Source organism: Acidobacteriota bacterium (genome assembly GCA_016715115.1).
In the GTDB taxonomy this organism is placed as follows: Bacteria; Acidobacteriota; Blastocatellia; order Pyrinomonadales; family Pyrinomonadaceae; genus JAFDVJ01.
Genome location: JADKBM010000013.1, coordinates 323,341 through 346,981, shown reverse-complemented (window position 1 = coordinate 346,981; position 23,641 = coordinate 323,341). Strand labels below are relative to the sequence as shown.

Sequence of the window (23,641 nt, the reverse complement as noted above, 5' to 3'; positions counted from 1 at the left end):
CAGAACAAGTGAATCTAACCGACGTTGCCTTCTAATAGTTTTCTACGCCCCTTCGGTTTGAATGTCAAGAGGTCTTTTTCCGGACAAGCGTCAGTGCCAAACTTGCGACCGATTCGTGAAGCGCGTAATGATCGATCGATCGATCTTCGTCTTGCTCACGCATACCGGCGAGCTTTCGCGTACCGGATTCGAATGGCTCCGCTCACGCTCCGATTGTCAGATTCGAGCTATGAGCGGCGAGCTGTGAGCTGTGAGTCAGGAAAATGCCCGGTCGTTGAAATTGGGGTTTGTTCTTAGTTGTGAAACCGTTCACCGTCGCGTGAAACCGAACAAATGAGCGCTGCGGGCGGGCCTTCGGAAATCTGAATTTCTTGGCGACATTGAGCTCGGTCGCTCAATCCGGCATTTTGACGAGGTGATTGATCGGCGAATGGCCTTTGCCGATCATCGGTGCCGTGCGGATCGCGGCGTTGACGAAATCTTTTGCGGCGGCGACCGCGTCGACGAGCGATTTCCCGTTCGCGAGTCCGGCGGCGATCGCGGCGGCCAGCGTGCAGCCCGTCCCGTGTGTCGCGGTCGTTTCGATGAAATCGGCAGAAAAGCGATGCTCAACACCGTCGATAAAGAGAAAATCGAATGCCTTGCGCGCGTTCGAACCCGCATCCGTGTATCTGACCGCTTGACGGCGCGCCGAATTCCCGATTCCCGATTCCATGTCTCCTAAATCCGGAATCCCAAATCCCAAATCCGAATTCGCAACTCCCAAATCCCCAATCCCAAATCCCCAATCCAAAATCGAAAGATGTCCGCCTTTGATCAGGACCGCGCGCGCTCCGAAGTCGTGCATAATGTTCGCCGCGCGGACGATGTCGGCGAGCGATTCGATCTTCAGACCGGTGATCCGCTCCGCCTCGACCGCGTTCGGAGTGATCAAAATTGCGAGCGGAAAGAGCTTTTCGATCAATGATCCGAGTGCCGCATCGTCGATCAGGTCAAAGCCCGAAGTCGAACGGACGACGGGATCGACGACGAAGTTTTCGAAACCGAATTCCGACGCCATCGCCGCGATCTCTTCGATGATCCCGCGCGTCGGCAGCATTCCCGTCTTGACGGCGTCGACCTTGAAATCGTCGAAGATCGGCGCAACCTGCGCCCGAACGTTTTCCGCCGAAACATTCTCGGCGCCGAAAACTCCCTGCGTGTTCTGAAACGTGATCGAGGTCAGCGCCGCCGCACCGTAACAGCCAAAGGCGGCGAACGTCTTGAGATCGGCGATGATCCCGGCGCCGCCCGAAGGGTCGAGGCCGGCGATCGTCAACGCAATTTTGGGTTTCGGGATTTGGGATTTCATTTCGCGTTCAGTCGGGCAATGTTCTCCTCGCTGTTAAGAAATCGGATCGCGGCGAAACCGTCAGCGACTCCGAGGACATCCCCGAAGTTCGTTTGGTCGATCCCGCCCAGACCGAGAACCGGAAACGGTCTTACCTCAGCGAGAATTTCAGGAAACTCGCGCAACCCGGTCGGAGTTCCCTTCCCGGGAGTCGCAAAGACCGGACCGAAAACGGCGAAGTCGGCGCCGCTTTTCTTGGCATTGGCGATTTCTTCGCGCGAATGGGTCGAAACCCCGATCAGGAAATCAGACGGAAACACCGCGCGCAACGTTTCCGGCGAAACCGAGCTTGAAGTCAGATGAACTCCGTCCGCTCCGGCCGCGAGCGCGATGTCGGCACGGTCGTTGACAAGCAATTTGGAATTCGAATTTCGGGTGATCGTCGCCGCATCGGAAGTCAGTTGAAAGAGAAAGCGCGCCGGAAGACGCTTTTCACGGATCTGGATCAGCGAGATGCCGTTCCGGACGGCGCATTCGACGAGTTTTAGAATTCGCCGGGAACTTCCGGCGAAACCCGCGACCGTCGCCGAGCCATCGGTGATCAGGTAGATCAAAGGCCGCGGACCTAATTCATTCGTAAAGTTCGCCACCGTAGAGACCCTCGGGATGATCAACAATCGGCTGCGCCGGTCCCTTTTCCCTTTTGCCTTTTCCCTTTTGCCTTTTCCCTTTTGCCTTTTCCCTTTTCAAGCCTGACTGTCCCAGTCGTCGCCCTCGAGTTTGGCGACGCTCTCCTTGAAGTGAGCGATCTCCCAAAAAGCGATGAAAAGATTGAGGATTCCAAGCCCGCTGACGGCGCCGCGCACCCAGTTCGATGAAACCGCGCTCCTCAACAAGGGCAAGCCGGCTTTCTCCGATACAACCGCGAGCAGATAGTTGTCGCCCCATTCGCCGAATCCGTTCAGACGAAACCACGGCAACAGGGTGAGAAACATTCCCATCAAAAAGCAGAGCAGAATCAAAAAAATAACGGTAAGTTTCGCAACCATACCGCTAAGTATAACGTCAATTTCAGTTTAGAGACAAATTTCTGCCCGTTATGCAGGGCTTGGAGTATGGAGCGCTTCGAGTCGCTTCGAAACGTCGCGGTAATCGACGTCGACGGCGTAGATCTGTTCAAAACATTCGATCGCTTTTGATTGATCGCCGGCGAATGCGTAGCCGTTGCCCAATTCGTAGAGCATCGCGTGATTTTCCTGGGAAGTCAGACCCGGCGTTTCGAGCGAGCGCTTGTACCACATTATCGCGAGGTTCGGCATTTGCTTCTCCATAAAACACAGTCCGAGGAGATTGCAGCATTGGAAGAAGCGTCGCGAGCCGTCGTCCGGGCGGACGCGGTTCACGGCGTCCTGAAATCCCCGAATCGAGTCTTCGAGAAGTCCCATTTCCCGATACGCCGTCGCCGTGTGAAAGATCGTGTCGAAATCGTCGTCAACCGCAACTTTCGGCTCGTCAAGACCGAGTTCGCTACGAAATTCGTCCAGAAAATTTCCCGAAGCATTCGCCCCGAAGACCGGTGTCGGCTCGACCACGGGAATCCTCCGTGTTTCCGGCTTGACGGGTATTGCGGGAGTCTCATCGACGACCGCGACCGCCGGCATCTCCGATTCGATCGAAACGTCATCGGGCCATTGTTGGGTTTCGGTCTCGGGCTCGGTTTGCGCGATCCGAGCGCGTAGGTCATCAAATTCCGGACGATTCCCGAATTCATCTTCAAGCGCGGTAATCGAACGGTCGGCAAGTTCCATATAGCCTTGCCCGATGTAGAACTCGACGCTTTCAAGCTCTTGTGAAAGCCGCATTTCGGCCGCCGGACTCAATTCGGTTGTCGTTTCAACCGGTTTGCCGACTTCGGATGTTTCGCTGGGCGAATCGTCAAGCTCAACATCGCCGAACTCGGGAACGATATCCGATTCAGGAACGATCACCGACGCGTCTTCGGAAATCGCTGCGTACCCGTTTGAAGTTCCGTTCGTTCCGGCGAAACTCATTTCCGCGTCGGCCGCGAATCGCGGACTGTCGTTGATGTCCCTGAATTCGTCAAGCGGCACACGGTTGCCTTCGGGTTCAAAGTCGTCCCCGATATGGAAGTTCGAAAACTGCGGCGCAGGTTGGCGTACCGGAGCCAGTATCGGTTCAGGCGGGTCCGACATCGGGAAATCGCCGAGTTCGATCTTGATCTCCTGCAAGCGTTTCGCGTAACCGATCTCGTGGGGAACTATTAAAACCAGCTGACTCAACGCGTATTTTTCGTCATCGACCTGCTGGTGCAGGCGCGCGATCTCGGCGAGTCGCTCGAGTGCCCGACGGAGCTCACTTTCGTCACGCTGCCAACCGTGATAACGGACGAGCAGACGAAGGGCGTCGATCTGTTCAGGATCGCGGGCGACGATCTCGTTCGCCCAGCGCCGAAACTCCTCATGTTTTCCGCCGACGAGAAGATGTTCCGACGACATCGACAGAATTCGCGCTCCCGAAACGAGATCGCCGGATTTGATATACAGTTCGACGAGATCGATGAACTTCGGATAGTTCGCCGGTTCCTGCTCGACCAATCTGATAACGGATTCCTCGGCCAGCGTCAGGTTGCCGGATTCAAGGTGGCAATCCACCAGCAAATACAGGATCTCCCGGTTGTACGGCGACTGTTCGAGGATCTTCTCCAAACGACGGGCGGCATCGTCGGCATATCCAAGTTTGATCTGCGCCTTGACGTAACCGTTCAGCGCCGCCAGGTCATACTGCCGAATTTCGAGTGCGCGCGAAAATGCGGTCAGTGCGGACTCCATCTGCTCCGACGCGGCGAGACGAATCCCGGCTTCGGTGTAGGCCTTGGCGGCTTCGTCCTTCTGGCCATTTTGGAGACAGAACTCGGCGACTTTCAAATAGACTTCGGTATTGTTCGGATCGAGTTTGGCGATCTGTTTCCAGATCTCCAGCGCTTCGGCCTTTTTACCTTGCTTCTGATATTGATCGGCGAGGGCCGCATAGTGATTGCGGGCTTCGGCATTCGAACCTCGCGACTGGTGAAGCTGAGCGAGTTTTTCTAAGACTTCGGGCGAATGAGGATCGAGGCGCAAGAACTTGTTGTAGATCGCGATCGCCTTTTGAGCAAAACCCTGTTTGTTGTAGTGTTCGGCGACCTGCTTGAAACATTTCACGGCGTCCTCGGTTTCGTTGCCTTTGGCATAGAGGTCACCAAGAATGTTCAGGGTGCTGAAATCCTTCGGATCGGATTCGACAATTCTTTGATATTCGCTGATCGCCGCGCGAATCTTGCCCTGCGAGAGAAACCGCTCGGCATTCCGCATCGATTTTGTTTTGTCGAAGCTCATTGTGGATTAGACTTTTGCAAGAAACTGTATTGGTCTGGATAAGCGAGCAAGCGCTGTTAGATGGGACAAAAACAGCAGATGAAATTTCCGGTCCATCTACATTTAAGAAATTATCACGAAGTAACAAAATCTGTCAATGTTTTTTAACGTTGTTGTTTTCCGTCTTTGACTCGATATTTCGAATTGTGGTTTTGTGTTTTGCAACGCAATATTCTTAAAATCAGAGTGTCGAATTTGTTTCGTTCGAGCATTCAATTATATGCAGGCATTAATTTTAGCGGGAGGAAAAGGAACCCGGCTCAGACCGTTGACGGTTTACACGCCAAAGCCGATCGTGCCGTTTCTGAACAAACCTTTCCTGCTTTACCAGATCGAGATCCTGCGCCGTGCGGGCATCGAAGACATCACGCTTTCGCTGAGCTATCAGCCGGACAAGATCGAACATTTGCTCGGCAGCGGCGCGGAGTTCGGCGTCAACCTGCGATACATAACCGAACCGAGTCCGATGGGTACCGGCGGCGCGTATAAATTCGGTATCCACGACGAAAACGAAACGACGGTCGTTCTGAACGGCGACGTTATGACCGATGTTTCAATCGCCGATCTCGTCGAATTTCACCGGTCGAAGAACGCCGATGCGACGATTCTTCTGGCGCCCGTCGAAAACCCTTCCGCATATGGGCTGGTTCAGACGGACGCGGATCACAAGGTCCTGCGATTCCTCGAAAAGCCGAAAGCCGATGAACTCGCGAGTTTGACCACGAACACGATCAACGCCGGCATTTATGTACTCGAACCGTCAGTTCTCGAACTAATTCCCGCAGGTCGAAATTATTCTTTCGAATACAACGTATTCCCCGACCTGCTCGAGAAACAAAAGCGGTTTTTCGCCTATATTCTCGAAGGCGACTACTGGCGCGACATCGGAAATCCGGCAAGTTATCTTCAGGGACATCACGACTTTTTCGCCGGCAAGATTCGCGGTTTCGAAGTTGATCGAACGAAGGAATCGGAAATCGCCACGGCGGCCGTTATCGATTCGAACTCCATAATCGGTCCCGATTGCGTCGTTAAGCCGAATGCGAGGATCCTCAATTCAGTGCTCGGTGCGGGCGTCCACGTCGAGGAACACGCGATCATAGAGAATTCCGTGATCTGGTCGCACACGCGCATCGCCGGTTCGTCCGAGATCCGCGACGCGATCGTCGGCCGCAGTTGCCACATCGGCCGCAACGTGTCCGTCCGCGCGGGAACCGTGCTCGGAGACAAGACCTTGCTGACGGATTACACGCGGGTCTGAAGTTGAAGTTATTCATCGACAAGATCGTCATCTTCATCCTGACCGTGTCCGTCGCGGCGTTCCGGGGTTTCATCGGCGGATTGATGACCGCGATGGCGGTCTTCACGATGCGACATAAACCGATTTGGACACTAGGGTTTACGATGTTCTTTGCACTCTTTCACGCGGACGAGATAAAGGATTTTTACCGCGAACGAAACTGGATCGGATTGATCGGCAGACCCGCGGTTCTGTACGCGATCACCGCCGGGGTCGTTTCCCTGTTCGTTTTCGCTTTCGGCGGCATCGAAGCCGCCGACCTGTTTGACGCGATCGCGACACTTGTCATCGTTGGCGGATCGATACCGATCGCGCTTGGTTGGTTCGGGCTGAAGACGTACGGCAGCGGAACATCGCTGTATCGCGAACTCAGAGGAATCATCGATGGGCTGAAATCAGCCGGCGTTCTCTGGAAAACATAAAACAATGCCCGAACTTCCCGAAGTCGAACTGGTCGCTAGGTCGCTCCAAAAACTTGTCGGCGGCCGAACCTTTGCGTCTGTCGAACTCCGTCGCGAAAGGCTCGCTCCGGAGCATACGCCGGCGGATTTCGCGGCGTTGCTTGGCGGCGCTTCGATCGTTCGAGTCGATCGTCGCGGAAAACACATTCTGATCGAACTCGACAATCGACGGACGCTGATCGTCCACTTGCGGATGTCGGGCCGATTTATGCTTCTCGGCGCGGACCGCGAGGACCCGAAGTTCGCGCACGCCGTGTTTTATCTGGACGACGAAATGCGGCTCGTTTTCGAGGATCAGCGCCATTTCGGATTTATGCGGATCGTCGAAACCGATCTTCTCCAGGAAGCGAAAGAACTTAAGAAACTCGCGCCCGAACCGTTCTCCGACGCCTTCAACGCGGCGTACCTTCGATCCGTATTCAAGGATTCGAAACGCGCCGTCAAACTGGTCCTGCTCGATCAGACGCGCGTCCTCGGGCTTGGCAACATATATGCCTCCGAGGCGATGTTTCTCGCGAAGATCAACCCGAAACGACGGGCGTCTTCGTTCACGCGGCCGAAGACGGAGAAGCTCTTCGGGATGATCCGCGAAGTTCTTGCCGAATCGATGGCGCACGGTTCGACGCTCAACGTCGATCCGGAAAACATAGACGGAAGCTATTATGGCGGCGGCTATGAATCGGCGTGGCGCGTTTACGACCGCGAGAACGAGCCGTGCGTCGAATGCGAAACGCCGATCCGGCGCATCGTCCAGGGCGGGCGGTCAACATATTACTGCCCGAACTGTCAACGATGACCCGCAACGTTGACAAACCCAGACCGAAAACCGCAGACTTTTTTCGAGGATAAAACTAAATGACAAAACTGATCTTGACCGTCGCCTTTGCGACGTTGCTTCTTCTCCCGGCGAATGCACTCGCGTGCGCCTGCTGTGCTGAACACGGAACCTACTCGACCTGGACCGGCCGGCCGGCCGGTTATGATCTCGAAGTGATCGGCGGAATGAAGTTCGCGAAATCGGCGAATCTCATCCTCACCGAGGCGGAGTTTGAAGCGATCAAGGGACTCGAATCGCTGAAGGCGGATTTTTCCAACGAGAAATGGAGCGAGACGATCGATCAGTTCGACCTTGTCGCTTCATTCACCAAGAGCGTCTGGACGCTCAATCTCGCCACGAAAAGCGGCAAGAAAGGAACGCTTGTCCTTCCGCTTCCGGCGCAGCTTTCGAAGTTCAAAGTCGACATCCACGACGGGAAGCCGGGCGGCGCGGGCGGACCGCTTCTTTACAAGGAGTTCCGATTCAAGGGCACGGTCCGCAGCGGTTCGGGTATGTTCGGCGCCGGGATCGCTCCCGCAACGACCTACTTTCTGGTCTTCCAGGGCCGCGGAAACGGATGCGACAATACCGAAGATTTTTCGCACTGGCGTCTTGAGATCAGCGGCCGCAAGGCGCAATACGCTTTCTTCGGGCATCTCGATTCGGGTCCGGCAGAAGAGGAAGCGAAATAGCGCAGTTATGGATCCTTGCTTTTCAAGCGGGATCCGCGTGCGGTCGCCTATGAATTTGCTTGATCTGCACCGCGACGTTCGGCGAGTCGTTGCCGAAGGAATCCGAGCAGGTCGGTTTTGGGCCCATCTTCGCCGTTCACGGTTCGCTTTCGGCTTGACACCTACAAGCGTAAACCGCAGAATTTAAGTAACTTTTCGTGGTGAGTTAATGCGACTTGCGACCACGTTAAATAATCCGCTAAACAGCTAAACCGGACACTTTCAAACGAGTCTCGCTGTTGGCGAGGCTTTTTGATTTTCAAGTTGCGATTTTCGATTTGCAATTGCGTCTTTTGCGATTGCTTGAATCGACGGGAAATGGGGCCAAATCGGGCGGCGAGAATACCCAAGACGATTTCGGGTTCAAAAAACGCCGTCGATCCGATCGCAAATCGCAAATGGCAATTCGCAAATCAGATTATGCGTAACTTTCGAAATCTAATCGAGTCCGACGGCATTTACGTCTTTGACGGCGCGATGGGAACCCGCCTTTACGAGAAAGGCATCTACATCAACCGCTCGTACGACGAACTGAATCTCATCAACAAAGATCTGGTCCGCGAAGTTCACGAGGAATACGTTCGCGCCGGTGCGGAAATCATACAGACCAACACGTTCAGCGCGAACTATCATAAACTGCAGCAATTCGGGCTCGATTCGCAACTCCGCGAGATCAATCTTTCGGCGGCGCAGATCGCGCGCGAGGCGGCGGGAGAAAAGGTCTACGTCGCCGGAACGATCGGGCCGTTGGGAATGCGAATCGAACCCTATGGTTCGACATCTTTTGAAGAGGCGCGCGGTATGTTCAGGCAGCAGGCGGAAGCGCTGCTCGAAGGCGAGATCGACCTGTTCGTGCTTGAAACGTTCTCGGATCTGTCGGAAATTCAGCAGGCGATTCTTGCGGTCAAGGAAGCTTGCGATCTCCCGATCGTCGCGCAGATCGCGATTCAAACCGACGGCAACACGGTTTTCGGAGCGACGCCTGAGATCTTTACCCAACGGCTTGACGATTGGGGGGCCGACGTCATCGGACTCAATTGCAGCGTTGGTCCGGCGATGTTCCTCAACGCGCTCGAAAAAATGCGCGAAGTTACCGACAAGAAACTCTCGGCGCAGCCGAACGCCGGACTTCCGCGCGACGTCCAGGGCCGCCAGATGTATATGTGCTCGCCCGAGTATATGGCCGAATTCGCGCGCCGGTTCATACAGGTCGGAGCCAGTTTTATCGGTGGCTGCTGCGGCACGACGCCGGCGCATATCAAACTCCTGGCGGACGCGATCCGTTCCGTTTCGCCGCGACAGCGTCCGCATCATTTCGTCAAGCACCCGGTGACGGTCCAGGAACTCAAGCCCGAAGACGTCAAGGTCGTGGCGGCCGAAGAGCGGTCAAAATGGTCGCGCAAGATCGCGCGCGGCGAATTCGTGACTTCGGTTGAAGTTTTGCCGCCGAAAGGCTGCGACGCCGAAAAAACGCTCGAATCGATCAGGCTGTTGAAAACCGCCGGCGTTGACGCCGTCAACATCCCCGACGGCCCGCGCGCGCAGACACGTATGAGCGCGCAGGCAATGGCGGTGCTGGTCGAGCGCGAGATCGGAATCGAGGCGGTGCTTCATTACTGTTGCCGCGACCGGAACCTGCTCGGGATGATGTCGGATCTTCTCGGCGCGGCCGCGCTAGATCTTCATAATCTGCTGATCATAACCGGCGATCCGCCGAAAATGGGGCCTTACCCTGACGCGACCGCCGTGTTCGACATCGACGCTATCGGCCTGACGAATATGGTCAACCGACTCAATCACGGGCTCGATCTCGGGAACAACCCGATCGGCCGTCCGACGGCTTTTTCGATCGGCGTCGGCGTAAATCCGGGCGCGGTGAATCTCGACGAGGAGATCAAACGTTTCGAATGGAAAGTCGAAGCGGGCGCCGAGTACGCGATCACGCAGCCGGTTTTCGATACCGCACAATTGAGGCGTTTTCTCGAGCGCATCTCGCACGTCAAGATCCCGATAATCGCCGGAATTTGGCCGCTCATCAGTTACCGCAACGCCGAATTTATGCATAACGAGGTTCCGGGCGTCAACGTTACGGCCGACATTCTCGATCGAATGCGCGCGGCGTCTGAAAGGGGCAAGGAAGAGGCGCGCGACGAAGGCATTGCGATCGCCCGCGAATCGCTCGCGGAGGTCCGCGACATCATCGCCGGCGTTCAGGTATCGGCGCCGTTCGGCAACGTCAAATATGCGCTTCAAGTTTTTGAGGTGCTGGACGAGTTTAAGAAGTAGCAAAAAGACGAGCGGCAGCGTTAGAAATCAGACGATTCTGGCTGCCGCCTCGATATCCAAAAAAGCCTCACATTTCGGCGACAGCAGCGTCAAAAGTCGGCGGGCCTTTACATCCGGGCAGCAGGCCGCGAGAGTTTAGATGGCCAAATTTCACGATCAGGCAAAATCAGCGTGATGAAGTCGGATGATCGATAACCTTCACGATTCCTCGCTCTAAGCCGGCCGGATTCGGTGTCGGCGGCTCAACCAACGAAAATCGATGATTGAACCGGTCGCCGACGATCGATGAGTCCTGCCACTCGTATCGCATTATCGCGCCGTCGTGGAACTTGTAGAGCCTCTCGATTCGCGCGGCCTCATAAACTGTCGTCTGTTCGGCGGCAATCATCGACATTTCGTCGCGCATAATGATTTCAACGTATTTTTCGGCGGACATAAGCATTTGTAACTGAGAACTGAGAACTGAGAACTGGGAACTTGGAACTTGGAACTTGGAACTTGGAACTGAGAACGGAGAATGGAGAATGGAGAACTGATAAGTGAGATCTGAGAAGTAAGGGCTGAAGAGTGAGAATTGAGAAATCATCTCGGTTCTCCGTTCTCCGTTCTCCTTTCTCACCTCTCAGTTCTCATTTATCATTTCTCAGTTCCAAGATCTCACTTCTCACTTCTCACTTCTCACTTCTCACTTCTCACTTCTCACTTCTCATTTCTCATTTCTCACTTCTCACTTCTCACTTCTCACTTCTCAGTTCTCACTTCTCACTTCTCATTTCTCAGTTCCAAGTTCGAAGTTCTCCATTCTCAGCTCTCACTTCTCAGTTCTCAGTTAACAAGGACGATCTTCCCGAAGGCCTTGTGTTCGATTACATCGTGATGCGCCTGCGCTGCGTCATCGAGTTTCAGGCGTTTGCCGACGACCGGCTTCAGATATCCCTTTTGCAGACCCTCGTAGATCGCGACGTGGATCGCTGACATCGTTTCCGGCTTGGCGTTGAACAACGAGAGTCCGAGAATGCTCGCGTCTTTGCCCATCGTCAGGCGCGGGTTGAAGTCGAGGCTTCCGCGGTTTCCGATAACGACGATCCGGCCGAACATTCTCAAGACTTCGAAGTCCTTGACCAGATTGACGTTAGCAAGCATTTCGAGAACAATGTCGACACCTTTGCCGCCGGTGGCCGCGAGAATCTCATCGAGATAACTCTCGCTTGTGTGATCGAAGACGAAGTCGGCTCCCTGCTGTTTCGCGAGGCTCTTGCCTTCCTCCGAACTCGCCGTCCCGAGGACCGTCAAGCCCGCGTGTTTCGCCCACTGAATCGCCGCGATGCCGACTCCGCCCGACGCTCCGTGAATCAAAACGGTCTCGCCCGGACGGGCATTTGCCTTTTCAAACAATCCGCGCCAAGCGGTTGCGTACGGGACGAAAACACCCGCGCCCTCATCGAAATCGACGTTGTCCGGCAAGGCGTGAACCTGTGACGCTTCGCACAATGCGAATTCCGCGTATGTTCCCGTCACCGCGCCGGCGAGATATACGCGATCACCGGGTTTGAAGTCCACGACCGCCGCACCGACCGCTTCGACGATCCCGGCGCCGTCTTTTCCCGGCGTGAACGGCAACGTCGGCCGTATCGCGTGAAGGCCCGAGCGGATGTACGTATCGACCGGATTTACACCGGCGGCCTCGACACGAACGAGAATCTGCGAGTCGCCGACCTTCGGAGTGTCGACGTTCGTAAGCTTCATCACCTCGGGAGGACCAAATTCCGAAACAACAATTGCTTTCATATTTGGATCTCTGCCACAAACAAAACGAATTTCACGAACCCAACGATTCGTGAAATTCGTGATACCTCGCGGCAAACAAAACTAGACGTATTTTCCAACCATTTCGGCGAGTTTCTCGCGGCTGATGTTGCCGCCGACGTAGCGTTCCTGCTCTTCGCCGTTCTTGAAAAGGATCAGCGTCGGGATTCCGCGGATTCCGTAACGCTGCGGAACGTTGATGTTCTCGTCAACGTCCATCTTGAAGACCTTAGCCTTGCCCTCAAACTGTTCGGCGACCGCATCTACCGTCGGTGCGATGACGCGGCACGGACCGCACCATTCAGCCCAAAAGTCGACCAAGACCGGCTGATCCGAACCCAAAACATCCGTTTGAAAGTTCGAATCGCTAATTGCATTTGTAAAATTTCCCATTTGATATCTCCTATGAATATGACGTTTATTATAACCGCCGATGGTTTTATTCCGCAAAACCGAATAAACTGTAACCTGTCCGGTTACAAATGTCAAACACCTCTAATTGAAGTCGTTCTCGAGCACGATCCGATAGCGTGCCTTGCCGCTTTCGAGATGTTCGAACGCTTCGTTGATGCGCGACATAGGGAATTTTTCGGTGACCGTCTCGATCTTGTGGCGCGCGCAGAATTCAAGCATTTTGGCGACCACGCCGGGACTACCGGTCGCCGTTCCGCTCAGACTTTTTTGGTTCATTATGAGCGAAAATGCTCCGACCGGTATCGGTTCGAGGACCGCACCGACGACGTGCAGGATGCCTTTTGGCGCGAGCGCGTTGAAATAAAGATCCCAGTTCAGCGAAACATTGACAGTCACGAGGATCATATCGAATTTGCCCGCGAGCGACGCAAGCGCTTCATCGTCGCGAGTGCCGACGACAAAGTCCGCCCCGAGCTTTTTGAGTTCTTCGGTTTTCGAGGCGTTGGATGTGAACGCCGTAACCTCGCAACCCCATTTGTCCGCGAACTGCAGCGCGAGATGTCCCAGACCGCCGATTCCGACGACGCCGACCTTGTCCGTCGGTTTAATGCCGAGTTGAACGAAAGGGTTGAACACTGTGATTCCGCCGCAGAACAGCGGTCCGGCCTTTGACAGATCGAGAGCGTCAGGCAGTTTCACTGCCCATTCCCAGTTGCATCGCAGGCGTTCGGCGAATCCACCGTGACGCGCGACGATCGTCTGTTCCAGTTTGCGGCAGTTGATCTGATAGCCGTTCAGGCATTGATCGCAGCAATTGCAACTTCCGGAATTCCACCCAAGACCGACCTTGTCGCCGACCGCGACGCCTTTTGCATAGCTGCCGACGGCGACGATCTCTCCGACGGCTTCGTGACCGCCGACAAACGGATACTGCGTGATTCCCCAATCGTTGTTCAGCATCGACAGATCGGAATGGCAGATCCCGCACGAATGCACTTGGATCTCGACCTGTTCGGAGCCGAGTTCCCCGGCGTCGAAATCAAAACGATCAAACTTCCCTCGCGGTTCCGCGGCCGCATATGCCCGTACCAAGTTGCTCATATTATTTGTAGTTTTCGCAAATCTAGTTTGTGCAGTGTGATTGAGTATAAACAATCGAACCGGAGTCCGCACGGAACGGACTCCGGTCGATTCTCGTTGCTCAATGTTCAGGCCGGACTAAGTTCGGTTGCAGGATCAGCATCGACGTCGGGAAGCAGGTAGTTCAAAAGCCTCTCCACAAAAGGGATGAGTCCGACAGAACCAAGGACTCCGAGGATATTGAACATCAAATGCGCATTCGCGATCTGATACTTGATCTCGCTTCCGCTCGACACAGATTCGACCAGCGCAACGAACGGCACACGAAGCAAGAGACCGCAGACGATCACGCCGATCAACCCTAATGTGATTTCCATAATGTTCGAATATTTACTTTTACTTCAAGATTCATAATCGTATCATCCGACGCCGGTCGGGTTGTTACAAATGTCCTACTTTTGAGTTTTCGGTCGTGGTGAGGGGCGAATCAAGGTTCCCGGTTCGGCGCCTGATGTGAACCATTCGAAAGTAACGACAACGCGGCGAACCTTCCGCGCGCCTGCGGCTTCGAATCTCCGGCGTCGTTTTTGGTGAACCATCCGAAGTGAGAGATAATAATTGAATATGCGGAAAAAACTACTATTTCTAATCCTGTCCGTCGCGATGACGGCGGCTACCGTTGCAGCTCAAAACAAGTTCGAAGGCTACAATATCTTTCTTGATGCGCCTGAAAATCACCGGGCCGCGACGTGCGCGACAAGATTCGCGCCGCCGACCGTGAGCGTCACAATTGCAGATCTCGATCCGGCAACGCCGATGAATGTCCGCGCCTGCGACGGTTCGGGGACGACGGTCACAAAGGGTTCAGCTTCGACGGCCTCAATGCGCGTGAACTCAAATAACCTGAAATGGTGTTTCCAGGGGGAAGACAAAAAGTACCGGATCTCGTTTTCGGGCGACCAGTATGTCAGAACGGTGATCTATGACTGGATCGCGACGCCGGACGAAAAGACGCTCGGCGAATACAACATCCGGGATTTCGGGGCTTACGGCAACGGCCGCAACGACGACACATTGGCGGTTCAAAGCGCGCTCGCCTTCATCGCCTCGCACAACGGCGGCGTGTTGTATTTTCCCGAAGGCGATTATCAGATCGGAAACGTCCCGGGCTTTCGCGGCCTGACTCTGCCCTCAAACATCACGATCCGCGGCGCAGGCGGACTTCATTCGCAGGCCGCGACGAGCGATCTGATTCGCCGCAGCGCGACCCGCATCTTGCTGACGACCGCCAGACAGTCTCTGTTCAAAATCGGCGAATGCACGGAAAAGGTTTCATTTGAGAACATCGAACTGTCTTCCGTTACCGGATTGCCGATGACCAACGGCGTCGAAGCGCTCGGTGCATACACCTCAACGCAAAACGTCTATTTCGACAACGTCGCGTTCACCGCGTTCTGGCGGGGGATTTATGCTCACGGACTGCCCCAGACGAATCTCAACTGGCAGTTCGATTACATAAAGATCCGCAATTCGCGTTTTGTTTACAACACCGACACGGCGATCTACTGCGACACGCGCAACACCGACTGGAAGATCGAAGGGAGCGAGTTCATCAATCCGGCCCGCACCGCGACCCAGGCGGCGAATTCAATGCATTTCGAACGCGTCGGAATGGTAACGATCCAGGACACATTCGGCGGCGGATACTCGAATGCGCTCGGCGGGACGTTCATCAATATCCTCGACAGCGGAAATCTGACGGTAATCGGGTCGCAAACGGAATCGATGACGAATTCGCTCGTTTACAACGAAGTTCAGAATCCCGACGCCGGCGATTACTCGTATCCGATAACTTTCGTCAATTGCATTTTCGGCGATCCGATTGTTTTCAAAGCACGCCGGACGTTTGTCTCGGTCGGAAGTATGTTCAACGCCGACACGTTCCGTGCCGACGAGCGCGTCCGTGTCTATTCGACGGGCGACAGATTTTGTTACGACGGCTATACATTGGGATGCCGCGGCGCCGTGAAGCAGAATTTTGACAAGGCGACGATCATCTTTATGACCGGGCAACCCTCTGACGGACGCGTCGTCGGACATCCGACATATTTCGGGACCGACGTCCAGTTCGGCGCTCCGGTCCAGATGCCGATTTTCGCCCAGAACGCTCTTCCGGCCGGAAAACCAAACGGCTCAATGGTTTACTGTTCGAACTGCAAACGTGGTTCGACACCCTGCCAATCCGGCGGAAGCGGCGCGCCGGCAATGGTCGTCGCCGGACAATGGAGCTGCCTGTGACGATTTGGGATTGGCGATTGGCGATTTGCGATTTGGCGATTTGCGATCTGCGATTTGGGGCTTTGAAAAACCGACATAGCGGAAGCAGATCGCGTTTCCCTTAGAACACAGATTGGCGGGATGGAGCGGATTCGTTTCAGTCAATGGGAACAGAAAGGAATCTCGGGAGACGCTGTTTCAAAGCTCCCGATTCCAGATTCCAGATTCCAGATATTCCAGAATCGGTAGCTTTTGAGTTAATCGCGTCTGACACCCGGGTTCCGTTCCGCTTCACGTGCTGCTATCGCAAGTTCGTGTTCTCCGCCCACTTAATCGTTTTTCCGAGTGGCTCCTTGATTCTTTGAATCTGGATTTTGGATCTTCGATCTCGAACTCTTGGAATCTGGATTTTTGGAATTACCGCTTGCCGTCTGAGTTCTCAGCTCTCAGTTCCCACTTCTCAGTTCTCACTTCTCTCTCGCGCGATTTCTTCGACCGCCTCCAGTAATCTCTCGATTTCCTCACGGGTCGTGTAGATGCAGCAACCGATCCGCACAAGTCCGACGTCCGCGAGCCCGAGCTTTTCAACGACCGTCGTCGCGTAAAAATCTCCGTTAGACGCGAAAATGCCCTTTTCGGCGAGTCTAACGGCGACCGTCTCGGAATCGACGCCATCAATGACGAAAGACACGGTCGAAGTGCGCGGCATTTCGTAATTTGGCCCAAAAAGCCTCACACCACCGATCGCGGTCAGTCCGTTCCAAAGCGCCTCCGTCAATTCGAGCTGCCTTTCGTGAAGTTCGCGAAACGAGTTCTGAAGCCGCTCGCGCCTAGTCGCGCCGTCAGCGAGCGACGCCAGAAAATCGACGGCGGCACCGGCGCCGGCGATCGATTCGTGGCTTTGCGTTCCGGTTTCGACCCGATCCGGAGAGTTTTCGGGCGCCGGGCGAAGTTTTGGAAAGTCGATCGCACGCAACAATTCGCCCCGACCGAAGAGAATTCCGATGTGCGGTCCATAAAATTTGTAAGCCGAACACGCAAGAAAATCGCAGTCGAAATCGCGGACGTCGACCAGATTATGCGCGGCGTAATGAACCGCGTCGACAAAACTCAAAACTCCGGCCTCGCGCGCGAGCCGACAGGCGTGCCGGACGTCCGAGACCGTTCCCAAGGCATTCGACGCGGCTCCGATCGCAAGCAGTTTGGTCCTTGAGTTCAACAACGACCCGATCTCGTCGATATTGAGCGTTCCGCTTTCGGGATCCATCGAAACAAAGCGCAGTTTCACGCCGCGTTCCTTTTCGAGAAAACGCCAGGTGTCAATGTTCGCGTGGTGATCGAGTTCGGTGCAAACGATCTCATCTCCCGGTGAAAACTCTCTTCCGAGCGCCCGTGAAAGATGAAACGTCAGCGACGTCATATTCTGGCCGAACGCGATCTCGGTCGGTGCCGCATTGAGAAAATCGGCCAGCGCTTCGCGCGAACGTTCGATGATCGCATCGGTCTCGCGGCTTGTCGGAAACGCCCAATGGGAATTGGCATTGTGGTTGAGCAGGTAATCCGACATCGCATCGACGACGACTTGCGGAACCTGCGTTCCGCCCGGGCCGTCGAAATAGGCAACCGGAAAACCGTTGTGAGTCCGCGCAAGGGCGGGAAACTGCGAGCGAATTTTATCGACAGAATGAACCATATGGATTTGGGATTTGGGATTTGCGATTTGGGATTTGGGATTTGGGATTTGGGATTTGGGATTTGGGATTTGGGATTTGCGATTTGCGATTTGGGAATACGGATTTCGCCAAATCAAACCGCACCGAATCCGATAGTGCGAACATCGCAAATCCGAAATCCCAAATCCGAAATCCCAATTCCCAATTCCCAAATCCCAATTCCCAATTCCCCAATCGGCCTACTCGTCGCCGTCGTCTTCAATCTGAAGGAGCGAGGCGCTGGTGACGAGATCTTCCTCGCCCGTTCGAATAAGCATCACACCCTGCGCGCTGCGGCCTGTCTCGCGGATCTTGTCAACGCCGAGACGAATCAGTTTCGCCTGCTGAGTGATGATCATTATCTCCGAATCGTCCTTGACCGGAAACGCCGCAACGACCTTGCCAGTCTTGGCCGTCGTCTTCATATTGATGACGCCCTTGCCGCCGCGTTTCGTCAGACGATAGTTCGCCGCCTGGGTCTGCTTGCCGTAACCCTGTTCGCTGACCGAAAGGATACGTTCAAGCCCTTCGGGCGCGATCGCGCAGACGGCGACGCAGAAGTCGCCCTTTCTCAGATTGACGCCGCGCACCCCGCGCGCGACGCGGCCCATCGGACGAACGTCGGTTTCATTGAACCGAACCGCCATTCCGTCGTGCGTTGCGATCAGGATCTGCTGCTTGCCGTCGGTGCGTATGACGTCGAGCAGTTCGTCGCCCTCGTCGATGTTGATCGCATTGATCCCGTTGACGCGTATGTTCTGATACTCCGAAAGCGCTGACTTCTTGATCACGCCTTCCTTTGTGACCATCATCAGGTAGATCTCTTCGCTGAAATCGCGCACCGGCATCACCGTCACGAGTTTGCGCTCCGATGAAAGCTGAACGAGATTGACGACGGCCTTGCCCCGCGCCGACGGATCGGCTTCCGGGATCTCGTGGACCTTCATCTTGAAGACCTGTCCGTCGTCGGTGAAGATCATCAGATAAGCGTGCGTCGAGGCGATAAACAAATGCTCGACAAAATCGTCGTTCTTTGCCTTCGCGCCGAGCCGGCCCTTCCCGCCGCGGCCCTGTTTTGAATAGATCGAGACCGGCGTCCGTTTGATGTAACCGGCGTTCGTCACGGTGATCGCGACTTCTTCGTCGGGAATCAGGTCCTCGATGCGGAATTCGACTCCGGCATCGACGATCTCGGTCCGCCGCGCATCGCCGAAGTTCTTTCTGATCTCGGCGAGTTCGTCCGCGATGACCTGCCGCAAAAGCTGCTCGCTGGCGAGGATCGCCTCGAGTTCGGCAATATGCTTGAGGATCGCTTCGAGTTCGTCGATGATCTTCTGACGCTCGAGAGCGGACAGTCTGCGAAGCTGAAGGTCGAGGATCGCCTGCGCCTGAATGTCCGAAAACCCGAGCGCGCCGACGACGCGTTCGAGATCCTTGAGGAATCCCGCAAGCGTTTTGTCGGTCGGAATTCCGCGCCAGTTCTTGACCTCGTGAAGCGTCGCGAGATTGTTCGTCAACCAGCCTTTGGCCTCATCGACAGAACGCGAATTGCGGATCAGCGGAATGATATAGTCGAGCGCGTCGATGGCCTTGTTCAGGCCTTCCAAAATATGCGCTCTTGCCAGCGCCTTTTTCAGTTCGTACTTCGTGCGTCGCCGGATGACCTCGCGCCGGAATTCGATGAAATGCTCAAGTATCTCCTTGAGATTCATCACCCGCGGCTCGCCGTCGACGATCGCCAGGTTGATGATGCCGAAGGATGACTGCAGCGGCGTCAGTTTGTAAAGCTTGTTGAGAACGACCTGCGGAACCGCATCGCGCTTGAGTTCGATGACAATCCGCATTCCCTCGCGATTCGATTCGTCGCGGAGTTCGGAAATGCCGTCGAGTTTCTTCTCGTGCACGAGTTCGGCGATCTTCTCGATAAGCCTTGCTTTGTTGACCTGATACGGAATTTCAGTGACGACGATGGCGTCCTTTTCACGGTCGCCGCGACCGACGCGGTCGATCGCCGCACGGGCCCGCATCTGAATGATCCCGCGGCCTTCGCGGTAGGCGCGGTGGATCTCTTCGCGGCCGTAGATAAAACCGCCGGTCGGGAAATCAGGCCCCGGTACGATCTTGATGAGTTCTTCAATGGATGTTTCCGGATCCTTGAGAAGCGCGCTCACAGCGTCAATTATCTCCGTCAGATTATGTGGCGGAATCTTCGTCGCCATCCCGACCGCGATTCCTTCCGAACCATTGATCAGCAGGTTCGGCACGCGCGTCGGCATAACTTTCGGCTCGCTCAGCGACTCGTCGTAGTTCGGCTGGAAATCGACGGTTTCCTTTTCAATATCGGCAAGAACCTCGTTCGTGAGCTTCGCCATACGGACTTCGGTATTGTGATTGACGAAGCCGTTTGCGACGAACGAATGACATTTGCTGTCGACACGGATCGAATAGACCTTTTGTTCGCCGGCGGATGTTATCGACTCGATCGGCGAGAAAAGGTAATTCGAAATCGCCAGCCCATTCAGGAACTTGAACTCGCTTTCCTGCACTACCGTTTGGAGTTTTTCCAGGGAACCGAGCAGTCGCGGCATCCGATCGAAGTTGTTTCTTTCAAGCCACGTCCGGCCTCCCCGCAATTCGCGCGACCGGACGAACGATGCAACAAACGGCACGTAATCTGTTCTTGACAGCACTCTGCCGGTCATCTCCGACAGAACCCGGTCAAGCGCTTCCGATTTTCGATTCGAGAAAAATCCTATCTTCTCCCGAAAGCGTTCGAGGTTCTCCTTTCCATTGATACACAACCGGAAAGTGCTGCGACCGTGCTTGGCATCACTGTATAAATTCGCCCCGATCCCAAATCGCAGAAGCAGAACCTGCGTCTGATGAAGCAGTTCCCGGCTGACAGATGTCAACGTCACGCGCATCAGACTTTTCGCTGATCTTTCGACCGCGCCATCTCCTTCGTACATGCCGCGGAGGAAAGCCGCGACGACTTTTTGCGGAGACGCGAGGATCGCCGCGGGTATTTGCTTTTCCCGCGATTTGCCGTCAAGGCCAAGATTTGAAAGAAGTCCGACGACCTGCTGACTGACGACCTGCATCTGCCACCACTTCTTCTTACCGTACGAATTCGGCTCCCTCAGCCACCGATGAAGCTTGCAGGTCGGAAAGCATCGCTCGAACGCGCTTACGAATTCGTCGGCAAATTCTCCTTCGCCGTTCCCGAATTCGATGCGATCCTTTTGAAGGGTTCCCTCGGCGACCAAAGCTCCCAGCAGAAACGCGAGATCTTCGCCGAGTGTCTTCGGCAGCTGATGCCGGACTGTTCGCGGATTCTCGAATTCGGGCACAAAACTCGCCAGATCCAATTCACTTTCGGGCCAGAGCTTTTCGCTGCGATCGATGACAAGGAAATCCCCGTTTTTCAAATCGCCGATCATCTTCCAAACAAAACGGGGGCGGTTATCGCGTGCCGTTTCCCAAACGAGCAACGGGTGATTTTCGGTTCCAGTGATCTCGAAACCGAGCTTGGTGCGAACCGTCTTCACCGGGTGCTCGCCGCAATCGAACCACTTGCTCGCCGAATTGATATTTTGATGATGCGACAGGACGTTGACCGTGATCTCTTCCCGGTCCGAAAGTTCCCCGATCTTTACCAACCCGCGATTTGTAACCGTAAGTGTTTTGCCTACAACACAATACCGCATGGCCGCCGCGTTGTCGCCGTCGATACTGCCGAAGTTTCCCTGTCCGTCGACCATCGGGTAGCGGAGCGAGAAATCCTGCGCCAGCCGGACGACCGTGTCATAGACCGCAGTGTCCCCGTGCGGGTGGTACTTACCGATAACGTCGCCGACGACGCGCGCGGATTTCTTGTACGGTTTGTTGTAGGTATTGCCGAGTTCGTGCATCGCCCAGAGGACGCGCCGGTGAACCGGCTTGAGCCCGTCGCGGACGTCCGGAAGCGCGCGGCCGATGATCACGCTCATTGCATAATCGAGGTACGACCGCCGCATTTCGTCCTCAATATTAATCTGATTGCGTTCGATAAGATTATCCATTTATTTTTTGATGAATCCTGTAAGTTCTTTTGTTAGATGGGTTTCAACAAAAGGCGTGAACATAAAAAGTTCTGGAATTAAATCCAATTTAATTGTATCCTTATTTTACAGGCTTGGAGCCTGTTTAGCAAACTATCGAAAGTCGGCTTAAAACGCCGGAATCCGGACTTTTCGGCCTCCTCAACAATCCACTCTGCGACGAAAGACAGTCCTGTTTACCGAGGCTTTTTCAATGTATACGAACACTCAAGTAAGCGAAAAAGAAGCACGGCGGATTCAACGCCTGGCGCTCGCTTTGCCCGTCCGCGTCGAAGGAAAGATCGACCGCACGGTTTCGTGGAACGAGATCACACGTCTTAAGGACGTTTCGGCGTTCGGGGCCGGTTTTCATCTGAACCGACCTGTCAAGCGCGGTCGACTGGTCGTCTTGACCCTACCGATGCCGCGGCAACTTCGCTGTTTCGACCATATGGAACCGCAGTATCGAATCTGGGGACTCGTTCGGCGCTGTATCTCAATCAGCAGCAACCTGACCCCCGAACAATACGCGATCGGCCTCGCGTTCATCGGAAAGGATCCGCCGAACGGGTATTTCGACGATCCTTCAAGACTCTACGAGATCGTCGAACGACCGGAGGACAGCTTCTGGCAGATCACCGAAGCGCCGGACCGGCCCGACGAAAACGAACTTCCGCGTGAGCTCCGACGGCATTCGCGATATCCGATCCCGGTCAGCTTTCTCCTCGAAACCCTTGACGACGAGGGCAACGTCACGGCGGCCGAGATGACGGTGACGGAAAATATTTCGCTCGGCGGCGCGGCGGTGTTTACGTCGCTGGAGACTCACGTCGGCTCGTTCCTGCGAGTTACGAGTGAACAGTACAAGACGACGATCATTTCGGTCGTCCGCGGAAAACGTCTGGGTCCGGACGGGATTCCACGCCTTCACATCGAGTTCATCGACCACTTCTTCCCGCTCGAAGGAATCGAATGAAGTTCAATTCCCGAAATCCGGATCAAGTGCGTCTCAAATTCGCGCTGGTTACCCCATTCCCAGTTGTCTGCATTCAGGAAAAAGGAGTATGAAAGTGAACCTCAACGAATTACCGGATCTTCGGAAATCCGACCGGATGTATACCACGTCAAGCACACTGGTCAAAGGCAAAGACGCGGAAGGCTCGGTTTGGAAAGAGCACACCGAAGCAATTTCTTTCTCACGTACCGGCGCCGGATTCTTTTTGAAACACGATTGCCACCCGGGCCAGTTGTTGTCGTTGCTCGTGCCTCTTCCAAGGCACCTGAGAGCATATGACCAGGAGCGGGAACTATACCGAGTTTGGGGCGTTGTCCAACACTGCCAGTATTTGTCTGAATCCTGCAGTTTTCAGGTTGGCGTGGCATTCGTCGGAAGAATCGAGCAGGACGACTATCAGCTTGATCCGAAGAAATGGTACCGCATCGTCGGGATTGCCGAAGACGGGCTTTGGAAGATAACAGAGACGACACGGCCATTCATCACGAGAAAGTTCTCACGATTCCCATTCAGGGCCGATGTCACAATATCGGCGGTCTCCGATGAAGATAGTCCTGCTGCGGAAACAGAATCCGTTACCGAGAACATAAGTCAGCGCGGGTCGGCGGTTCTTTCGACGCTCGATGTGAACATAGGCGATTGCGTTCGGTTCACTCTCCAACAACCTCAATTCTCTGTACTTGCGGTGGTTCGGAACCGTCGGAGCCATCACGATAACGTTAACCGAATCCACCTCGAATTCGTCACGGCAGATTTTCCGATCAAGGAGGTGCCGTCTCACGATGTGCCGGAAGACGTTGCGCAAGCCGACGATGAAACAAATGCCCCGCCGAGCAAGCAAGAGGCCGCAGAAGACATTAATGAGCGGCAACACTGAAATCCGACGCCGTTGTTCCCGA

General features: G+C 54.9%; 19 protein-coding genes and 1 riboswitch. Of the genes, 8 read left to right on the top strand and 11 right to left on the bottom strand.

The window, feature by feature from the left end:
- Nucleotides 1-394: 394 nt before the first annotated feature.
- The 4 genes from IPN69_16355 to IPN69_16340 all read right to left on the bottom strand — a co-directional run bounded on the left by IPN69_16355 (nucleotide 395) and on the right by IPN69_16340 (nucleotide 4,725).
- The gene (locus IPN69_16355; GenBank protein MBK8812283.1) at nucleotides 395-1,351 is read right to left on the bottom strand and encodes a hydroxymethylpyrimidine/phosphomethylpyrimidine kinase; all 957 of its coding nucleotides are present in this window, start codon (nucleotides 1,349-1,351) and stop codon (nucleotides 395-397) included.
- Nucleotides 1,348-1,980, bottom strand: coding sequence for a thiamine phosphate synthase (locus IPN69_16350; protein ID MBK8812282.1), 633 nt, complete (start codon nucleotides 1,978-1,980; stop codon nucleotides 1,348-1,350). Before IPN69_16350 ends, IPN69_16355 begins: the two co-directional genes overlap by 4 nt.
- 96 nt (nucleotides 1,981-2,076) lie before the next feature.
- Nucleotides 2,077-2,379 (bottom strand): hypothetical protein, encoded by a 303-nt coding sequence (locus IPN69_16345; protein MBK8812281.1) that lies wholly within the window; start codon nucleotides 2,377-2,379, stop codon nucleotides 2,077-2,079.
- A gap of 48 nt (nucleotides 2,380-2,427) precedes the next feature.
- Nucleotides 2,428-4,725, bottom strand: coding sequence for a tetratricopeptide repeat protein (locus IPN69_16340; GenBank protein ID MBK8812280.1), 2,298 nt, complete (start codon nucleotides 4,723-4,725; stop codon nucleotides 2,428-2,430).
- Nucleotides 4,726-4,984: 259 nt separating this feature from the next.
- Here IPN69_16340 and IPN69_16335 point away from each other — a divergent pair, with 259 nt between their 5' ends.
- The 5 genes from IPN69_16335 (at nucleotide 4,985) to IPN69_16315 (ending at nucleotide 10,359) form a co-directional block, all read left to right on the top strand.
- Nucleotides 4,985-6,025 (top strand): NDP-sugar synthase, encoded by a 1,041-nt coding sequence (locus tag IPN69_16335; protein MBK8812279.1) that lies wholly within the window; start codon nucleotides 4,985-4,987, stop codon nucleotides 6,023-6,025.
- Between the two features lie 2 nt (nucleotides 6,026-6,027).
- On the top strand, nucleotides 6,028-6,486 hold the full coding sequence (locus IPN69_16330; protein MBK8812278.1) for a hypothetical protein: 459 nt from the start codon (nucleotides 6,028-6,030) through the stop codon (nucleotides 6,484-6,486).
- A 4-nt stretch (nucleotides 6,487-6,490) separates the two neighbouring features.
- Nucleotides 6,491-7,321 carry a bifunctional DNA-formamidopyrimidine glycosylase/DNA-(apurinic or apyrimidinic site) lyase gene (gene mutM, locus IPN69_16325; protein ID MBK8812277.1) on the top strand — a complete coding sequence of 277 codons (831 nt, stop codon included), beginning with the start codon at nucleotides 6,491-6,493 and terminating at the stop codon, nucleotides 7,319-7,321.
- 59 nt (nucleotides 7,322-7,380) lie between these two features.
- Nucleotides 7,381-8,034 (top strand): hypothetical protein, encoded by a 654-nt coding sequence (locus IPN69_16320; GenBank protein MBK8812276.1) that lies wholly within the window; start codon nucleotides 7,381-7,383, stop codon nucleotides 8,032-8,034.
- Between the two features lie 187 nt (nucleotides 8,035-8,221).
- A riboswitch (SAM riboswitch) is annotated at nucleotides 8,222-8,297 on the top strand.
- A gap of 196 nt (nucleotides 8,298-8,493) precedes the next feature.
- Complete coding sequence (locus IPN69_16315; protein MBK8812275.1) at nucleotides 8,494-10,359, top strand: bifunctional homocysteine S-methyltransferase/methylenetetrahydrofolate reductase; 1,866 nt, start codon at nucleotides 8,494-8,496, stop codon at nucleotides 10,357-10,359.
- A 166-nt stretch (nucleotides 10,360-10,525) separates the two neighbouring features.
- Here the strand turns inward: IPN69_16315 and IPN69_16310 are convergent, their stop codons facing one another.
- The 5 genes from IPN69_16310 to IPN69_16290 all read right to left on the bottom strand — a co-directional run bounded on the left by IPN69_16310 (nucleotide 10,526) and on the right by IPN69_16290 (nucleotide 14,036).
- Nucleotides 10,526-10,795 carry a hypothetical protein gene (locus IPN69_16310; GenBank protein MBK8812274.1) on the bottom strand — a complete coding sequence of 90 codons (270 nt, stop codon included), beginning with the start codon at nucleotides 10,793-10,795 and terminating at the stop codon, nucleotides 10,526-10,528.
- Between the two features lie 389 nt (nucleotides 10,796-11,184).
- The gene (locus tag IPN69_16305; protein ID MBK8812273.1) at nucleotides 11,185-12,147 is read right to left on the bottom strand and encodes an NADPH:quinone reductase; all 963 of its coding nucleotides are present in this window, start codon (nucleotides 12,145-12,147) and stop codon (nucleotides 11,185-11,187) included.
- A gap of 81 nt (nucleotides 12,148-12,228) precedes the next feature.
- A complete protein-coding gene (gene trxA, locus IPN69_16300) occupies nucleotides 12,229-12,558 on the bottom strand; it encodes a thioredoxin (protein ID MBK8812272.1) in 330 nt (109 codons plus the stop codon).
- A 102-nt stretch (nucleotides 12,559-12,660) separates the two neighbouring features.
- Entirely contained in the window at nucleotides 12,661-13,680 is a 1,020-nt protein-coding gene (locus IPN69_16295; protein MBK8812271.1) for an NAD(P)-dependent alcohol dehydrogenase, read from the bottom strand.
- Between the two features lie 107 nt (nucleotides 13,681-13,787).
- Nucleotides 13,788-14,036 (bottom strand): hypothetical protein, encoded by a 249-nt coding sequence (locus IPN69_16290; GenBank protein MBK8812270.1) that lies wholly within the window; start codon nucleotides 14,034-14,036, stop codon nucleotides 13,788-13,790.
- A gap of 247 nt (nucleotides 14,037-14,283) precedes the next feature.
- Between IPN69_16290 and IPN69_16285 the strand changes: the two genes are divergently transcribed.
- Nucleotides 14,284-15,957, top strand: a complete 1,674-nt coding sequence (locus IPN69_16285) for a hypothetical protein (GenBank protein MBK8812269.1) — start codon at nucleotides 14,284-14,286, stop codon at nucleotides 15,955-15,957.
- Nucleotides 15,958-16,396: 439 nt separating this feature from the next.
- Here IPN69_16285 and IPN69_16280 read toward each other — a convergent pair whose 3' ends face one another.
- The gene (locus tag IPN69_16280) at nucleotides 16,397-17,629 is read right to left on the bottom strand and encodes a cysteine desulfurase-like protein (protein MBK8812268.1); all 1,233 of its coding nucleotides are present in this window, start codon (nucleotides 17,627-17,629) and stop codon (nucleotides 16,397-16,399) included.
- A 219-nt stretch (nucleotides 17,630-17,848) separates the two neighbouring features.
- Nucleotides 17,849-21,709, bottom strand: coding sequence for a DNA gyrase subunit A (gene gyrA, locus IPN69_16275; GenBank protein MBK8812267.1), 3,861 nt, complete (start codon nucleotides 21,707-21,709; stop codon nucleotides 17,849-17,851).
- Between the two features lie 232 nt (nucleotides 21,710-21,941).
- Between gyrA and IPN69_16270 the strand changes: the two genes are divergently transcribed.
- Together IPN69_16270 and IPN69_16265 are read left to right on the top strand one after the other, a co-directional pair.
- The gene (locus IPN69_16270; protein ID MBK8812266.1) at nucleotides 21,942-22,703 is read left to right on the top strand and encodes a PilZ domain-containing protein; all 762 of its coding nucleotides are present in this window, start codon (nucleotides 21,942-21,944) and stop codon (nucleotides 22,701-22,703) included.
- Between the two features lie 94 nt (nucleotides 22,704-22,797).
- Nucleotides 22,798-23,619: a PilZ domain-containing protein gene (locus IPN69_16265; GenBank protein MBK8812265.1), complete on the top strand. Its 822-nt coding sequence runs from the start codon at nucleotides 22,798-22,800 to the stop codon at nucleotides 23,617-23,619.
- The last annotated feature ends 22 nt before the right edge of the window (nucleotides 23,620-23,641 follow it).

Bases quoted from the DNA above. Each gene is read 5' to 3' on its own strand.
- IPN69_16355 (MBK8812283.1), bottom strand. From the start codon at position 1,351: ATGAAATCCCAAATCCCGAAACCCAAAATTGCGTTGACGATCGCCGGC.
- IPN69_16345 (MBK8812281.1), bottom strand. From the start codon at position 2,379: ATGGTTGCGAAACTTACCGTTATTTTTTTGATTCTGCTCTGCTTTTTG.
- IPN69_16340 (MBK8812280.1), bottom strand. From the start codon at position 4,725: ATGAGCTTCGACAAAACAAAATCGATGCGGAATGCCGAGCGGTTTCTC.
- IPN69_16335 (MBK8812279.1), top strand. From the start codon at position 4,985: ATGCAGGCATTAATTTTAGCGGGAGGAAAAGGAACCCGGCTCAGACCG.
- mutM (MBK8812277.1), top strand. From the start codon at position 6,491: ATGCCCGAACTTCCCGAAGTCGAACTGGTCGCTAGGTCGCTCCAAAAA.
- IPN69_16320 (MBK8812276.1), top strand. From the start codon at position 7,381: ATGACAAAACTGATCTTGACCGTCGCCTTTGCGACGTTGCTTCTTCTC.
- IPN69_16315 (MBK8812275.1), top strand. From the start codon at position 8,494: ATGCGTAACTTTCGAAATCTAATCGAGTCCGACGGCATTTACGTCTTT.
- IPN69_16310 (MBK8812274.1), bottom strand. From the start codon at position 10,795: ATGTCCGCCGAAAAATACGTTGAAATCATTATGCGCGACGAAATGTCG.
- IPN69_16305 (MBK8812273.1), bottom strand. From the start codon at position 12,147: ATGAAAGCAATTGTTGTTTCGGAATTTGGTCCTCCCGAGGTGATGAAG.
- trxA (MBK8812272.1), bottom strand. From the start codon at position 12,558: ATGGGAAATTTTACAAATGCAATTAGCGATTCGAACTTTCAAACGGAT.
- IPN69_16295 (MBK8812271.1), bottom strand. From the start codon at position 13,680: ATGAGCAACTTGGTACGGGCATATGCGGCCGCGGAACCGCGAGGGAAG.
- IPN69_16290 (MBK8812270.1), bottom strand. From the start codon at position 14,036: ATGGAAATCACATTAGGGTTGATCGGCGTGATCGTCTGCGGTCTCTTG.
- IPN69_16285 (MBK8812269.1), top strand. From the start codon at position 14,284: ATGCGGAAAAAACTACTATTTCTAATCCTGTCCGTCGCGATGACGGCG.
- IPN69_16280 (MBK8812268.1), bottom strand. From the start codon at position 17,629: ATGGTTCATTCTGTCGATAAAATTCGCTCGCAGTTTCCCGCCCTTGCG.
- gyrA (MBK8812267.1), bottom strand. From the start codon at position 21,709: ATGGATAATCTTATCGAACGCAATCAGATTAATATTGAGGACGAAATG.
- IPN69_16270 (MBK8812266.1), top strand. From the start codon at position 21,942: ATGTATACGAACACTCAAGTAAGCGAAAAAGAAGCACGGCGGATTCAA.